The following is a 14,067-nucleotide window of genomic DNA, read 5'->3' as shown; positions in this document are numbered from 1 at the left end:
CGGAGCGGCGGTAGCGTCAATCTCCCGGATTGGGGTTATCAGGAGAGCGTGATGAAGCAGCGGGGAAGAATTGCGTTGGTCACCGGCGGAAGCCGAGGCCTCGGGCGAAACACGGTGCTCAATCTCGCACGGCGAGGCGTCGATGTCATGTTCACCTACCATTCGGCCGTCGCCGAGGCCGAAATGGTCACGCGAGAGGTCGAGCAAATGGGGCGCAGAGCGAGGGCCTTGCAACTCGACGTCGGACGAACGAGTACATTCGAAACCTTCGTCTCGCAAGTTCGAGAGGCACTGGGCGAAATTGGCGCGATCCGTTTCGACTATCTCGTCAACAATGCCGGTATTTCCCACCATAATTCACTTGAGAAGACGACCGAAGCAGAGCTCGACGACATATACCGAGTGAACTTCAAAGGCGTCTTCTTTCTCACCCAAAAATTGCTTCCATTGATGAATGACGGTGGCCGGATCGTGAACCTCTCGAGCGGGCTCGCACGGATCATCATTCCCGGAAGCGGTCCCTACGGCGCGCTGAAGGCCGCAATCGATGTGTTGACCCGCTACCAGGCAAAGGAATTCGCCCCTCGCGGGATTGCCGTCAACGCGGTGGCTCCAGGTGCGGTACAGACAGATTTCAGCGGAGGGATGGTCCGGGACAATCCGGAACTTAACAAGCAGGTTGCCGGGATGACGGCCCTTGGCCGGGCTGGCGTTCCCGATGACATCGGCCCGATGATCGCATCGTTGCTGTCTGACGATAATCGCTGGGTCAATGCGCAGCGGATCGAGGTTTCTGGAGGCATGGCGATTTAGCCTGCCAGGAGGCGCAGACGGTCGCCCCGACCGGCTCCTGCTGCGGTCCCGGCCCTGCCATGCAATATTTAGCCGCTGGCAACCGGTGCCTCCGGGCCCTGCCGGGCTTCCCCTGGGAGCCGGCATGGCCTATGACGCTGCAACGCAAAATTCCCCCCAAAAAGACCTCATGATCCGCCTCGACAACGTCAGCAAGCAAGCCGGCCACCAGATCCTGTTCATTGAAGCCTCCGCCGCCCTCAACAAGGGCGAGAAGATCGGTCTCGTCGGGCCGAACGGCGCCGGCAAGACCACCCTGTTCCGGATGATCGCCGGCGAGGAACTGCCCGACGAGGGACAGGTCTCGACCGATCGCGGCATCACCATCGGCTATTTCAACCAGGACGTCGGCGAGATGTCCGGCCGCAGCGCCGTGGCCGAGGTCATGAATGGCGCTGGTCCCGTCAGCGAGGTCGCAGCCGAGCTGCGCCAGCTCGAGGCTGACATGGCCGACCCCGACAAGGCCGACCAGATGGACGAGATCATCGCGCGTTATGGCGAGGTGCAGCACGCCTTCGAGGAGCTCGACGGCTACGCGCTCGACGGCCGTGCGCGCGAGGCGCTGTCCGGTCTCGGCTTCAGCCAGGAGATGATGGACGGCGACGTCGGCAAGCTCTCGGGCGGCTGGAAGATGCGCGTGGCGCTCGCTCGCATCCTCTTGATGCGCCCCGACGTCATGCTGCTGGACGAGCCGAGCAACCATCTCGATCTGGAAAGCCTGATCTGGCTGGAAAAATTCCTGCACGATTACGAAGGCACGTTGCTGATGACCTCGCATGACCGCGAGTTCATCAACCGTGTGATCTCCAAGGTGATCGAGATCGATTCCGGCTCGCTCACGACCTATACCGGCGACTACGAGTTCTACGAGCAGCAGCGCGCGCTGAACGAGAAGCAGCAGCAGGCGCAGTTCGAGCGCCAGCAGGCGATGCTCGCCAAGGAGATCAAGTTCATCGAGCGCTTCAAGGCGCGTGCCTCGCATGCCGCGCAGGTGCAGAGCCGGGTGAAGAAGCTCGACAAGATCGAGCGGGTCGAGCCGCCGCGCCGCCGCCAGAGCATCGCGTTCGATTTTCCGCCGGCACCGCGCTCGGGCGAGGACGTCGTGGCGCTCAAGAGCGTCCACAAGGGCTATGGCAGCAAGCGCATCTATGACGGCCTCGATTTCATGATCCGCCGCAGGGAACGCTGGTGCGTGATGGGCGTCAACGGCGCCGGCAAGTCGACGCTGCTCAAGCTCGTCGCGGGTGCGAGCGAGCCGGACCAGGGGACGGTGGCGGTCGGCGGCAGCGTCAAGATGGGCTATTTCGCCCAGCACGCGATGGACCTGCTCGACGGCGAGCGCACCGTGTTCCAGTCGCTGGAGGACGCGTTTCCGACCGCGGGGCAGGGCTCGTTGCGCGCGCTCGCCGGCTGCTTCGGCTTCTCCGGCGACGACGTCGAGAAGCGCTGCCGCGTGCTCTCGGGCGGCGAGAAGGCGCGCCTCGTGATGGCGAAGATGCTGTTCGATCCGCCGAACTTCCTGGTGCTGGACGAGCCGACCAACCATCTCGACCTCGCCACCAAGGAGATGCTGATCACGGCGCTGTCGGATTTCGAAGGCACCATGCTGTTCGTCTCGCACGACCGGCATTTCCTGGCGACGCTGTCGAACCGCGTGCTCGAGCTGACGCCCGAGGGCATCCACCAGTTTGGCGGCGGCTACACCGAATATGTCGCGAGGACTGGGCAGGAAGCGCCGGGGTTGCGGAGCTAGTCTTTGCTCTTGCCGGCGATCGCCTCGATCTCGTTGGTCCAGATCCCGTCGGAATAGCCTTGCGGGAGCCGGGCGAACAACTCCGGCGTATCGATGCCGGAGGAGAACTCGCCGCCGGTGTAAGGGCCGAGCACGAAGACCGCGCTGTTGGCGCCGTTCATCCGAGCGAGGAAGCGATCCGGCCAACCCCATAGCCAGGGCGCGACATTGATCGGGACCAGCACCATCGCGTCGCGGCAGGCGGCCGGCATCAGGCCGGTCCAGCCATAGCCGATATAGCCGAGCAGGCAGCTCCGGATCGCTCCGCGTGATATCGTGCGGACCTCCGGAGTGAGGCGACGGATCACCTCGATCGGCTCGTCACCGCCGTAGACCATGATCATCCGCCGTCGCTCGGCCGGCAGCGCGTTCAGCACGGCCGCGAGCTTCTCGCCCTCGTTGGCGTCGCGGCTCTTCACGTTGACGACGAGCCGCCGGTCTGGGAAGGCGGCAAACACGTCCGAGAGCGTCGGCATCATCCCGATGCCCTTGCCGCGAAACGGGAATGTCCTGCCGCCGTCGGCGGTGTAGCCATAGCCGATGTCGAGCGTTTTCAGCTCTGTCATGCTCTGCTCGCGCGTGACGCCCTGGCCGTCGGTGCGGCAGTCGAGCGTCCAGTCGTGGAATACGGCGAACTCGCCGTCGGTGGTCGGGTGCACGTCGAGCTCGACCACGTCGGCGCCGGCCTCGAAGCTGGCTCGCATCGAGCGGAGGGTATTTTCGAGATAGTCGTGCGTCGGCGGCAACATCCGCGCAGCGGTGCAGGTGTCGTTCTTCACGTCGCGCTCGTCGAAGCGCTGCGCCATGCCGCGATGGGCGAGTAACACCGGCTTGCCGTCGCGGTGAGGCGCCAGAAGACTGGTGTTGTTGATGTAGACGCCGGCGGCGGCGGCGATCAGGACTGCCGTCGCAAATCCGAGTTTCCTGCGCACTGTTTCTTCCCCAATTCCGAGATGATCGTCGGTGGCGTTTGGGGTTGATTTGCGGCGATCGTCACGCATAGGTGCCGGACGCGTTGCGCGGCTTGAACGGTCTTGTGCTGACCGCTACGCTCTCTGCAAAAAAGGGAGCAAAGCAACCATGAAGCAACTCCGGATCGGCGACATCACCATCGACGCGGTGATCGAGCGGGAAGGGCCCTGGCGGCGGCCTCAGGACTTTTTCCCGGCTTACGATGAGGGCGTATTCAGGCGCCATCTGCCGACCATGGAGCCGGAGGTGTTCGACGCCGCGCGCGGCATGATGGTCATCACCTATCAGACGTTCGTCGTGCGCACGCCGCGCTACACGATCCTGGTGGATACCTGTACCGGCGAGGACAAGGGGCATCCGCCGCCGTTCGACTTTCCCGGCAAGGAGCGCTGGCGCAACGAACTGTTCGCGCTCGGCATCTCTTTCGAACAAATCGACTACGTCTTCTGCACGCACCTTCACATCGATCACACCGGCTGGAATACGACCCTGCGCGACGGCCGCTGGGTGCCGACGTTCCCGAATGCGAAATACGTCTTCCACAAGGGTGAGTATGCGGCCTGGGAGGCCGAGAACGCCAAGGGCAGCAACCCGCCCGGCACCGTCTTCCGCGACAATTGCCTGCCGATCGTCGAGGCCGGGCAGGCGCTGCTGGTGGACGATGATTACGCGCTCGATGACACCGTGACGCTGACGCCGACGCCGGGGCATTCGCCCTGCCATTGCTGCGTCAACATCTTCTCGAAGGGCCAGCGCGCGGTGGTCGCGGGCGATCTCATGCATCACCAGATCCAGTGCCGTGAGCCGGACTGGTCGGCGATGCCGGATTGGGATGCGAAACAGTCGGCGGTCTCGCGGCGAAAGTTCTTCGCCTCCGTCGCCGACACCGACACGCTGATCCTGCCGATCCATTTTCCGGCGCCGACGGTCGGGCTGATCAAGCCGCTGGACGGGGCGTTCGACTACCGGTTCAAGCGGGAGTGATGGCGGCGAAACTCGTAAGCGCGTAGGCAGGTCTCGTGTCCCGGACGCGGTGCGGCGCGCAGTGACGCTCCGCTGAGCCGGGACCCATCTCTCGGAATGCACGTGAAAGCGTGGGCCCCGGCTCTGCAGCGCATCGCTGAAGAAGCGCTGCGCTGCGTCCGGGGCACGAGAGTGTCGCAGCCCGCGTTACGCGCTGACTTCGCACTTCTTCATGAAGCTGTTCTTGGCGGCACCGGCCAGCGGCTTGCCGTCGGCGCTGACGGCCTTGGGCGTGCAGGCGTCGGCCTTGCACTTCTTCAGGAACGAGGTCTTGGCCGCTCCCGCCAAGGGCTTGCCGTCCTTGCCGACGGCCTTGCTCTCGCAGGTGTCCTCCGCGAAGGCCGAGCCTGCTGCAAAGGTGGCGACGATCGCAGCCAGGAAAATACGCTTCAGCATGGGTGTCTCCCTAAACCAGAAATGGTGCGGAGATTGGAGCCGGGAATCGTGGCGCAATCAAGCAGGATCGGCGCGTGCCGGGCGCGGGCGCTGATATTTTCGCAGCGCGTGATGAATGCATTTCGCCTTGACGCGCGCGGCTCCGGGCCGGCCTTCGGATTCGCGCCCGCCGCTTGCTGCACTGCGCGCTGACCGCGCGGCCGAGACCTGTTAGGCTGACCCCATTCCAGCAGGAACGGAGCGTTGCCATGGATGCCGTGACGAGCCCGCAGACCGCCGACCAGCATTCTCATCTGGTTCAACCCGCGACAATGGAATGGCAGAAGACGCGCTTTCCCGGCTGCGAGGCCAAGACCTTGCTGTTCGATCGCGGCACGGGCCTGATGACGGCGTTGATGCGCTTCGCGCCGGGATCGGTGCTGCCCGATCACGAGCATGTCGGCATCGAGCAGAGCTACGTCATTGAAGGCGCTCTCGTCGACAAGGAGGGCCCAGCCAAGGGCATCGCCTGCAAGGCCGGCGAATTCATCTGGCGCGAGGCGGGCAGCCGCCACGCCGCCTGGTGTCCGGACGGGGCCTTGATCCTTGCGATCTTCCAGGTGCCGAACAAGTTCTTTGAAGCCGACGGCCGCGTCGTCGATGCCGCCGGTCAGGATTGGGACGAAACGTGGGGCCACACGGCGGCCCAGCGGGGGCGGAGCGTCTAGTCGGTCCTCATATGCCGCGCGCGAGCAGCGCCTTGAAGTCGGCGCGCGCACGCTGCGCCTCGGCCCGCGCGACGTCCGAGGCGTCGCCGAGACCAAAATAGCCGTGGATCAAGCCTGGGCCCTCATGGTGCTTGACGCGCACGCCGGCGGCCTCCAGCGCCCGTGCATAGGCGGCACCCTCGTCGCGCAGGGGATCGAACGAGGCGGTGGCAACGATCGCGGGTGCGAGGCCGGCAAGCGAAGCCGCGCGCAGCGGCGAGACGCGCCAGTCGGCGCCGTGGCCGGGATCGGCGAGATAATGGCCGCAGAACCATTCCATCACGGCGCGGGAGAGGAAGTAGCCGTCGGCATTCTCGGCGCGCGAGGGAAAGCGCGCGTTCTCGCGCGCATCGGCATAGTGGCCTGCGACGTCGGTCACGGGATAAACCAGCAGCTGCGCGGCGAGCTTGATGCCGGCATCGCGGCAGGCGATCGCGGTGGCGGCTGCGAGATTGCCGCCGGCGCTGTCGCCGGCAACGCCGAGGCGCTTTGCGTCGCCGCCAAATTCCGCGACGCGGTTGAAGATGTCGCGCGCCGCGGCAAAGGCATCCTCGAAGGCGCCGGGAAAGCGCGTCTCCGGCGGGCGACGATAGTCGACGGAGACGACGACCGCGCCGGTCTCGATCGCAAGGTTGCGTGCCTGCCGGTCATGGGTCTCGAGATCGCCCGCGACCCAGCCGCCGCCGTGAAAAAACACCACGGTCGGCGCGGGATCGGAGCCGATACGGTAGAGGCGCGCATCGAGCGGGCCAGCGCCGCCTTTCACCTTGATATCCTGCACCGTATCGACCGGTGGCGGCGGCACGGCCGCGCGCGCGGCAGCCAGTGCGCGCAAGGAATCACGGGCGCTCTGTGGCGTCATCGTGGTCGGATCGCGCAGCGGCAGCAGCGGAATGATCTGGGCGATGACGGGATCGAGCGGTGCGGCCATTGCGGGTCCTTCCACGGTTCTTGGTCTTGCTTGCGGATTAGCATAGATTTTTCGCGCCGCATCGGCAACTGCCGGACGGGTCTGCGCCAGGGAGGTTGAGGTTGGAATTCGAAACGTTGGTCCAGTCGCGCCGCAGCGTGCGCGGCTTCAAGAACAAGCCGGTGGCACGCACGGTGATCGAAGCGATCATCGAGAGCGCCAAGCGCGCGCCGTCGTCGATGAACACCCAGCCCTGGCACGTTCATGTGCTGACAGGCAGCCCGCTGGAAGAGCTGCGCCGCCGCAACATGGAAGAGATGGTCGGCGGCGCCAAGGTGAAGCGCGACATCATCAGCCATGGCGAGTACCAGGGCGTGCATCGCACCCGGCAGGTCGACATCGCAAAGAAGTTGTTCGGCGCGATGGGGATCGCACGCGACGACAAGCCGATGCGACAGGACTGGGTGCTGCGCGGCTTCCGCCAGTTCGACGCGCCGGTCTCGCTGGTCTTGACCTATGACCGCGTGCTCGATCCCGGCGCGGTCTGCCATTTCGATCTCGGCGCGCTCTGCTACGGCATCGTGCTCGCAGCCTGGGACCGCGGGCTCGGTTCGGTGATCAACGGGCAGGGCATCATGCGCTCCGACATCGTGCGCGAGGTTGCGAAGATTCCAGAGGACGAGGTGATCATGACCTGCGTCGCGATGGGATATCCCGACGACGGCTTTGCCGCCAACGCGGTGCGCTCGGATCGCGAGGCGAACAGCGACTTCGTCCGCTTCGTCGGATTCGCCGAGTAGTGCACGCGGGCGCGGATGTGTCGGCGCCACGGAATCGTGCCGATGTCCGTTGCAATGCCGCCGGCGCGAGGGCGCCGCGCGGATTTGATCTGGATCAAATGCACCGATGCGATCGGTATCATGAGCCCGCGAAACGATGCGACGCCGTAATCCTACGGTGCGCATTCACAGCACAAACGCGCCTGCGCCGCGCGCTTCCTAACCGAATGGCAATTTCGAATCCGTAGTTCACTCCTTTGAGACGCGTCGCGCGTCGAACAAGGATATTGCCATGCTCTCGTTGTTTTCCCAGGCAAGTCACAAGCAGCCCGCGCCGTCGATCGTTGCGGAGGTACGGGAAGAGGCTCCGGCGGTTCGTGAGGCCTGCGCGATTCGGGTGCTGGAGAGCGACGACCGGCTGCAAAATATTTCCGAGGGCGACTTCGTCGTAGAGGGCGCGCGGTCGCCGCTGGTTCTCGCGTTCATCTCGCCCCACTGCGACTTCGCGCGCGTTGCATCGTCGTTGCAGAGGCTGGCGGGGTCGACGCCGGTGATCGCGATGTCGACCGCGGGCGAGCTGTGCTCGGCGGGCCAGTCGCTCTACAAGCCGACGGGGTCGAACTGGTCGTCCGTCGTCGTGCAGGTTCTTCCGGCCGATCTGTTTCAGTCCGTCAGCATCCACAGCGTCCGCCTCCACAACGACGACATCCGCAAGGGGGAGCCGTCCAGGGCCCATGACGCGCGCATCGAAGCGATCACGCGCGAGGTCGCCGCGATAAGGACGCCCTTCGCGATCGACGTGCGCGATACGATCGCTTTCGCGCTCGTGGACGGCGTGTCGGCGTCGGAGAGCTACTTCATGGAGGCCGTGTACAGGAGCGGCAAGTTTCCGTGCGGTTTCGTCGGAGGATCCGCCGGCGGCAAGCTCGACTTCCAGCATACCCATCTCTACGACGGCAGGCAGGTGCTCGAGAACCATGCGCTGATCGTCTTCATGAAGCTGGCGCCGGGCCGCGCCTACGGTATCTTCAAGACGCAGAACTTCAAGAAGACCGGAAAATCCTTCGTCGTGATGGACGCCGATCCGGATCGTCGCACCGCTTCGGGCGTCATGGAAGGGAGCGAGATCAAGCCGTTCGCCTCCGTGGTGGCGAAGGCGCTGAACACGATTCCGGCGAACCTCATGTCGATGATGACGAAGCACTCCTTCGGCATCGAGGTCGGCGGAGACCTGTTCGTGCGCTCGGTCGCGGGCATCGATGCGGACAGCGGCGTCGTGTCGTTCTTCTGCGACGTCAATTCGGGCGACAGACTCGAGTTGCTGGAAGCCACCGATTTCGTGGACCAGACGCGGCGCGACCTCGAGGCCTTCCTGCGCGACAAGCCGCCGGCGATCGGCGCGATCCTCAACGACTGCATCCTGCGCCGCCTGAACAACGAGAGCCAGCTCCGCAACATGAGCGGCATGTGGCCGATGCCGGTCGCGGGTTTTTCCACCTTCGGGGAGCTGTTCGGGATCAACATCAACCAGACGCTGACCGCGATCGTGTTTTTCGACGTCAGGGAAAAGCCGCTGAACGATCCGTTCATCGAGACGTTCCCGATCCACTACGCGCATTTCGTCGAATATTTCACGCGCACCCATCTCAACCGCATGGTCATGCTGAACCGGATCAAGGACGACATCGTGCATCGTCTGACGGAATATCTCAGCGCCAGCGCCACGCTGAGCGGGAAGGTCGAGGGCGCGCTGCGCCAGACGGCTTCGATCAACGCGATCGTGGAGGAGATCCGCTCGGTCATCGTGGCGAGCGCACAATCGGCGGCGCGGGCGACCGACACGACGGCATTGTCGCAGGAGTTCGCCGGCCTCACTCAGGCCATGAACGGGCTGCGGGACATCCTGAAGATCATCGACACGATCGCGGGCCAGACCAACCTGCTGGCGCTCAACGCGACCATCGAATCGGCGCGCGCGGGCGAAGCGGGACGGGGCTTCTCGGTGGTGGCGACCGAGGTGAAGAAGCTCGCGCAGGACACTAAAACCAGCCTCACGCGTACCCACGCCTCGATCGGAGGCATGGAAACATCGCTCGAGTCGCTCGGAGCCAATATCAACGACACCCGGGGCCAGCTGATCCAGACCCAGGAAGGCTACAACAGCATCGTGACGCAGATCGAGGAGATGTTCAAGAATCTTCAGATGATCAACACCGTGCTATCGGACCTCGAGAGCTTCGTGCGCGACCGCAACGGGGCGTTGACCAGCGCCATGAGCGACATCGAGACGCTCAAGCGGATTGGGTAGGGCACAGAGCCTGCCGCTTCGCAAATTTCGGTGACGACCGTTCAGATCGCACTTGCATTCTCTTCGCGCCAGCAGGAACAATGTGCCTCGTGAGAGGTTTGTTGCTGGCGCGAGGGAATAGGCATGCGGCGGCTGGCTAGCCTGATTCTAAGGTTCTTCGGCCCGCGAGTGCGGCGCCCGATCGACGATGATCCAAGTCTTCCTTTCTCAGCCGACGAGTTCGGCCGATTGATCCGCAGCGGCAAACGAGAAGACATGAAGCTGCTGGCCGAGGGCCTCGCCTGCCGCTCCATCCCCCGCCGCGCCAAATACCGGGCGACGCACTAGCGTTCGGCAGCAATTGTCGGCTGCAATGATCGCATGGAGGCGCTCGCCGGTTTTCCGGGCTATCGCGTCAGCGCGACCTGCTTGAACGAGGCGACCAGCGCCTTCTCCAGCTTTCCAGTCATCCCACAGAGAATATTGTAGGCTTCCACGCGTGGCATCGTCGGCTTGTAGTGGCGATGCTCGATCAGCGCTGCGAAGATGTCCGATATCGTGAGGATCCGCACGATATCGCCGATGCTCTCGGCGCAGAGCGCATCCGGATACCCGCTGCCGTCGAGATATTCGTGATGATGACGCACGGCATCGAGGATTTCAGGCGAAATCCCCTCGTGCCCTTTCAGAAACTCATAGCCCGCGGTCGGATGCGTTTCGATCAGAGCGCGCTCCTCGGCGTCGAGGCGGCCCGGCTTGTCGAGGATGGCGAGCGGGATCTGAGCCTTGCCGATGTCGTGGAACATGGCGGCCGAGTAGAGGCGTTCCAGATCGGCCCTGCCGACGCCGAGGCTGAGGCCGAAGTCGATGGCGACGCCGGTCACGAGCAGGCAGTGCTGATAGGTGCCCTCGTGGTGGCGCCGCACCGTCGTGAGCCATTCCGACAGGCCGTGCTGGGTGATACGATCGGCAATCTGGCGACCGGCTTTCCTGGTGCCGGCGACATCAAGCGGCTCGCCGAGCGTGACGGCCGTGAACATCGACGCGATGGCGGTTGCCGCGGCTGCTGCCGCATTGTCCAGCTGCGTTGTGCCGCTTGAGGAAGCAGACACAGGCTCGGCCGGATCAGCCAGCGCTGCCAGCAGCTTGATCCTGTTGATCGCCCCGGGGAGAACGAGCGTGGCGCCGAGCGCGTAGGCTTGCGATACAGTTGTGTGAGAGGAGTGCTCGACTAGGAAGATCCGCTTCGTGGCCTTCGCCAGCTTGGCAGCCCGCTTCTTGATAGCCGCGATGCTTTCGATGTCACGCAACTCGGCGCGGACGACGATTGCGAAGGGAACTTGCGACAGCTTGGGCGCGGCGTCGAGCCGTTCGCCGGCGACCGCAAATTGCCGCTCGAGCATCGAGCAGACGCCCCACAATTTGTCGGAGGAATCGGCCAGAACATGCACGAACGGGCGTATCGCATCCGGCTCTCGAATGCCGCCGTCGCCTTTGACGGGGCGGGATATGGTTCGCGCGTTCTGCACGGTGCACCTGTTTCTACCGGGAGTTCAAAGAAATCGATGATCCCTGGGCCTATTTGCTTTGAACGGAAGTCTGCGCGGCGGCCGCCGCTGCGCTGGCCGGTCTTTTCTTGCCGTCTGAGGTGATGAAGTGTACGCCGGCCATGGTGCCGTCGATCCAGACCAGCTCGCAGCGACGGTAGGCTAGTCCCGTCGACGACAGCAGCATGAAGAATTCCTTGGCCTGAAGAACGTCCAGCGTGCCCTCGACCTCGAGCTTGGCGCCCGTTTGCGAGACGTCGAGCAGGACGCAACTGCGTCGCCAGGTCCCGTCCGAACCCATCAGGTTGACAGGCTGCTTGTGATCCATCCGTACGCGAAGCGCCTTGCGACCGTCGAACCTCATCGGCTAACCCCCATTTTTGTACAGCGATTTCTCCCATCGCTGGTGTTGGCACCTGCCGCGATTTCCCCCCACCGCACCGTCCATTGGCTGGTCGACAAGAGGAGCGTTTCGAAGATCTGCTGCGCGCGTTCGCGCTCGGCAAAGGAGAGACGTGCACCGCCTCGGTTGCTCAGGATCGCGAGCGTGGTCGCCCAGTTCAGGCGCGAAGCGCGGCAGGCCATGACAAGGGCCTCGCAGTCGTCATCGATCATGACATGCTCAACGATCTCGATCGGGGCTCCCGAGAGCACGGAGAGCGCCGTGAACAGGTTGGCGGTCTCGCCGCGGATCGCAAAGCGGTTCACTGTCGAATCGTTGAGCTTGCCGACCCGGTTGAGGGCGACGATTTCCGGCCTTGCGCTCGCATAGTCGGCCGAGCAAGGCCGCTTTGGAGCAATGAGGGCGGCGGCGACGCCCGGTGCGGCGCCCTGTCCCGGTGCGGCAACGGCGCTGGGCTTGGCCAAGGCCTTGCCTGGCGAGATGGAGAGCAGCCTGCGCACGACCAGATCTGGTGTACCGGGCCGCAGCGCCAGCGCCTTCGTGATCGCGTCATCCGCCGAGCCATTCTCGACGAGTGCAGTATAGGCCGCGTCGGAGAACCGGGCTCCCGGGTTCCTTAGCAGCGCAAGGCAGACCGTGCGGCCGCCGCGTATGACCAGCACCTCGGCTACAGCCGCTTCGACGCGCGCGCGAGACGCGATTGCAAGTCGATGGCTTTCGCCGCAGGACGTTGCGACCGTCTCGAGGTCAGCGGCGGACAGCGCCTGCGATTTGAGCAGGATCGGACATGCGACGGCGGAGTCCTCGTGCGAGGCGAGGTGCCTCAATGTCTCTTGCGGCGCAACAGGCAGCTCGGCGAGCGCTCGGCTGAGCTGAATCAGCGAATCCGGAGCGACCCGGTTTGCCAGTCGGAGGAGGACACCGTCGACGACGTTGACGAGCAGCTCCTGAGGCCGGTCGCGGCTGGCTGTGAGCAGATGGACAATGCCTGACAGGATACGCCCGCAGCGCTCGGGCGAGCAGGCCGCGATCGCCTCTTCCAACTCCAAAAGAATATCTGCAGGCGAATTTGCCATCACGGCAGGGCCTGAATCTCAAAAAAAACGAATGAACGAGTTCTATTGCGCCTTAAAGTTGTTAATTTGGATTTTAGACTTTGACCCTTCAGGTATCAGCGCACCGCCCGCTTTACCGGAAACGCTATCGAAATTTGGCAGGACGCCAACCGTCAACTTGTCCTTTGAATTGGACCCTCGCCAACTGATCGAGACAGACTAGGATGATTTTTTCGGTCTAACGGGGCAACAGAAAGGGGGGAATTCAGGTCCGCGCTTTCACCCCGGACACGCGTATTTTTCCTGACGCGGTTTTCATTTTGCCATGACCAGCGATGATGATGCGCCAACACTGGCGCCAAAGATATTTCGCTTTTCCGACGTCGATGAGTTTCGCAACGCGATCCGCGGTCTGAACTTCGAGTTCACACCGTTTGTGCGAAGGATCGCGGCTGAGCAGATCATCCTGCAATTGCCAGGCTGCGACGTGAACGTGACGCGCGCTTTTCCGCGGGTTGTGGACGCTGAACTCATCGCGGATTGCACGGCGGTTGGTTTTGCGATGGACGACCTCGACGTTCCCATTCGCTTCAACGGTGCGCAACGCGACCGCGCGGTCGTCGTCATCGGCAGCGGCGGCGCGGCCTACAACACCATCGAGGAAGTGCAGCGGCAAATCGCCTCGGTCGTCTTCCGACCAGAGGTCAAGAACCGCGGCTGGCCCGAGACGCGTTCCAATTTCAAGATCTTTGAGACCAGCACATTGGCGTTGAATGGGGTGCGGAACGTGGTCAGGGAGGTGGTGGCCGCCGCGTCCGAGCCCATCGATCCCACTGAGGCGCCGCTGAAGGCGGCGGCGATGAAGGAGTCCCTGTTCGGCGCGGTCGACGCCGTCTTCGCCAACTTGGTTTCGGCGCGATGGACGGTGAGGCCGAACGACGAGCGGCAGTTCAAGATCTTTCAGGACATCCGCGCGCTGTTGTCCGGCGATCTCGCCCAGCCCATCTACAGCGAGGAGATCGCGCGCGAGCTCGGCCTTTCCGTCCGCACCTTGCATGATGTCGTCCGCCGCTATCGCGGCATGAGCCTGCACCGTTACCTGCGCCTGCGGCGGCTGTGGTTGGTCCGCCAGCGGCTATTGGCGGGCGCCGATAGCGTCAAGGCCGTCGCGCTGGCCTTCGGCTTCTGGCATCTCAGCGATTTCTCCAGAAGCTATCGCGACCGGTTCGGCGAGGCGCCGTCGGAAACGCTGGAGCGCGGACGCAGGCGCTAGCACGACAAATGGGTTGGGGCCGGACTCCGGTT

14 protein-coding genes are annotated in these 14,067 nt (G+C 64.0%); 8 read left to right on the top strand and 6 right to left on the bottom strand.

All coding sequences use genetic code 11. From position 1 onward, the window contains the following. Window positions 1-51: 51 nt before the first annotated feature. The gene (locus AB5K84_RS26155; RefSeq protein ID WP_038966801.1) at window positions 52-813 is read left to right on the top strand and encodes an SDR family NAD(P)-dependent oxidoreductase; all 762 of its coding nucleotides are present in this window, start codon (window positions 52-54) and stop codon (window positions 811-813) included. A gap of 169 nt (window positions 814-982) precedes the next feature. Beyond that, on the top strand, window positions 983-2,605 hold the full coding sequence (locus AB5K84_RS26150; RefSeq protein WP_011086957.1) for an ABC-F family ATP-binding cassette domain-containing protein: 1,623 nt from the start codon (window positions 983-985) through the stop codon (window positions 2,603-2,605). On the opposite strand, the gene AB5K84_RS26145 is transcribed toward AB5K84_RS26150, so the two are convergent. Next, window positions 2,602-3,576 (bottom strand): glycerophosphodiester phosphodiesterase family protein, encoded by a 975-nt coding sequence (locus AB5K84_RS26145; RefSeq protein WP_038966802.1) that lies wholly within the window; start codon window positions 3,574-3,576, stop codon window positions 2,602-2,604. The two genes, AB5K84_RS26150 and AB5K84_RS26145, sit on opposite strands and share 4 nt — an antisense overlap. Before the next feature lie 148 nt (window positions 3,577-3,724). Between AB5K84_RS26145 and AB5K84_RS26140 the strand changes: the two genes are divergently transcribed. Then, the gene (locus tag AB5K84_RS26140) at window positions 3,725-4,600 is read left to right on the top strand and encodes an MBL fold metallo-hydrolase (protein ID WP_011086959.1); all 876 of its coding nucleotides are present in this window, start codon (window positions 3,725-3,727) and stop codon (window positions 4,598-4,600) included. A 186-nt stretch (window positions 4,601-4,786) separates the two neighbouring features. On the opposite strand, the gene AB5K84_RS26135 is transcribed toward AB5K84_RS26140, so the two are convergent. Next, window positions 4,787-5,035: a hypothetical protein gene (locus AB5K84_RS26135; protein WP_011086960.1), complete on the bottom strand. Its 249-nt coding sequence runs from the start codon at window positions 5,033-5,035 to the stop codon at window positions 4,787-4,789. Window positions 5,036-5,283: 248 nt separating this feature from the next. Here AB5K84_RS26135 and AB5K84_RS26130 point away from each other — a divergent pair, with 248 nt between their 5' ends. After that, a complete protein-coding gene (locus tag AB5K84_RS26130) occupies window positions 5,284-5,742 on the top strand; it encodes a cupin domain-containing protein (RefSeq protein ID WP_011086961.1) in 459 nt (152 codons plus the stop codon). A gap of 7 nt (window positions 5,743-5,749) precedes the next feature. Here the strand turns inward: AB5K84_RS26130 and AB5K84_RS26125 are convergent, their stop codons facing one another. Further along, window positions 5,750-6,712, bottom strand: a complete 963-nt coding sequence (locus tag AB5K84_RS26125; RefSeq protein WP_038966803.1) for an alpha/beta hydrolase — start codon at window positions 6,710-6,712, stop codon at window positions 5,750-5,752. 101 nt (window positions 6,713-6,813) lie between these two features. Here AB5K84_RS26125 and AB5K84_RS26120 point away from each other — a divergent pair, with 101 nt between their 5' ends. The 3 genes from AB5K84_RS26120 (at window position 6,814) to AB5K84_RS26110 (ending at window position 10,105) form a co-directional block, all read left to right on the top strand. Next, entirely contained in the window at window positions 6,814-7,491 is a 678-nt protein-coding gene (locus tag AB5K84_RS26120) for a nitroreductase (RefSeq protein ID WP_038966804.1), read from the top strand. Window positions 7,492-7,762: 271 nt separating this feature from the next. Then, on the top strand, window positions 7,763-9,778 hold the full coding sequence (locus tag AB5K84_RS26115; protein WP_011086964.1) for an FIST N-terminal domain-containing protein: 2,016 nt from the start codon (window positions 7,763-7,765) through the stop codon (window positions 9,776-9,778). 123 nt (window positions 9,779-9,901) lie between these two features. Beyond that, complete coding sequence (locus tag AB5K84_RS26110; protein WP_028171162.1) at window positions 9,902-10,105, top strand: hypothetical protein; 204 nt, start codon at window positions 9,902-9,904, stop codon at window positions 10,103-10,105. A gap of 59 nt (window positions 10,106-10,164) precedes the next feature. Here AB5K84_RS26110 and AB5K84_RS26105 read toward each other — a convergent pair whose 3' ends face one another. From AB5K84_RS26105 to AB5K84_RS26095, 3 genes are read right to left on the bottom strand one after another with little or no spacing between them, the layout of a single operon-like run. Beyond that, window positions 10,165-11,286: an HD-GYP domain-containing protein gene (locus AB5K84_RS26105; protein WP_011086965.1), complete on the bottom strand. Its 1,122-nt coding sequence runs from the start codon at window positions 11,284-11,286 to the stop codon at window positions 10,165-10,167. A gap of 49 nt (window positions 11,287-11,335) precedes the next feature. Further along, a complete protein-coding gene (locus AB5K84_RS26100) occupies window positions 11,336-11,668 on the bottom strand; it encodes a PilZ domain-containing protein (protein WP_011086966.1) in 333 nt (110 codons plus the stop codon). Further along, on the bottom strand, window positions 11,665-12,786 hold the full coding sequence (locus AB5K84_RS26095) for a DUF2336 domain-containing protein (RefSeq protein ID WP_011086967.1): 1,122 nt from the start codon (window positions 12,784-12,786) through the stop codon (window positions 11,665-11,667). The genes AB5K84_RS26100 and AB5K84_RS26095 overlap by 4 nt, the downstream gene beginning before the upstream one ends. Window positions 12,787-13,087: 301 nt before the next feature. Here AB5K84_RS26095 and AB5K84_RS26090 point away from each other — a divergent pair, with 301 nt between their 5' ends. Then, on the top strand, window positions 13,088-14,035 hold the full coding sequence (locus tag AB5K84_RS26090) for a helix-turn-helix domain-containing protein (RefSeq protein ID WP_011086968.1): 948 nt from the start codon (window positions 13,088-13,090) through the stop codon (window positions 14,033-14,035). The last annotated feature ends 32 nt before the right edge of the window (window positions 14,036-14,067 follow it).

The organism is Bradyrhizobium sp. 1200_D9_N1_1, assembly GCF_052075915.1.
In the GTDB taxonomy this organism is placed as follows: domain Bacteria; phylum Pseudomonadota; class Alphaproteobacteria; order Rhizobiales; family Xanthobacteraceae; genus Bradyrhizobium; species Bradyrhizobium diazoefficiens.
Note: the sequence above shows the minus strand (reverse complement) of the source record. Positions and strands in the feature narration are given on the sequence as shown.

Excerpts from the sequence above, each read along its gene's own strand:
- AB5K84_RS26115 (WP_011086964.1), top strand. The coding sequence starts at position 7,763 with ATGCTCTCGTTGTTTTCCCAGGCAAGTCACAAGCAGCCCGCGCCGTCG.
- AB5K84_RS26140 (WP_011086959.1), top strand. The coding sequence starts at position 3,725 with ATGAAGCAACTCCGGATCGGCGACATCACCATCGACGCGGTGATCGAG.
- AB5K84_RS26135 (WP_011086960.1), bottom strand. The coding sequence starts at position 5,035 with ATGCTGAAGCGTATTTTCCTGGCTGCGATCGTCGCCACCTTTGCAGCA.
- AB5K84_RS26090 (WP_011086968.1), top strand. The coding sequence starts at position 13,088 with ATGACCAGCGATGATGATGCGCCAACACTGGCGCCAAAGATATTTCGC.
- AB5K84_RS26150 (WP_011086957.1), top strand. The coding sequence starts at position 983 with ATGATCCGCCTCGACAACGTCAGCAAGCAAGCCGGCCACCAGATCCTG.
- AB5K84_RS26125 (WP_038966803.1), bottom strand. The coding sequence starts at position 6,712 with ATGGCCGCACCGCTCGATCCCGTCATCGCCCAGATCATTCCGCTGCTG.
- AB5K84_RS26100 (WP_011086966.1), bottom strand. The coding sequence starts at position 11,668 with ATGAGGTTCGACGGTCGCAAGGCGCTTCGCGTACGGATGGATCACAAG.
- AB5K84_RS26155 (WP_038966801.1), top strand. The coding sequence starts at position 52 with ATGAAGCAGCGGGGAAGAATTGCGTTGGTCACCGGCGGAAGCCGAGGC.
- AB5K84_RS26130 (WP_011086961.1), top strand. The coding sequence starts at position 5,284 with ATGGATGCCGTGACGAGCCCGCAGACCGCCGACCAGCATTCTCATCTG.
- AB5K84_RS26110 (WP_028171162.1), top strand. The coding sequence starts at position 9,902 with ATGCGGCGGCTGGCTAGCCTGATTCTAAGGTTCTTCGGCCCGCGAGTG.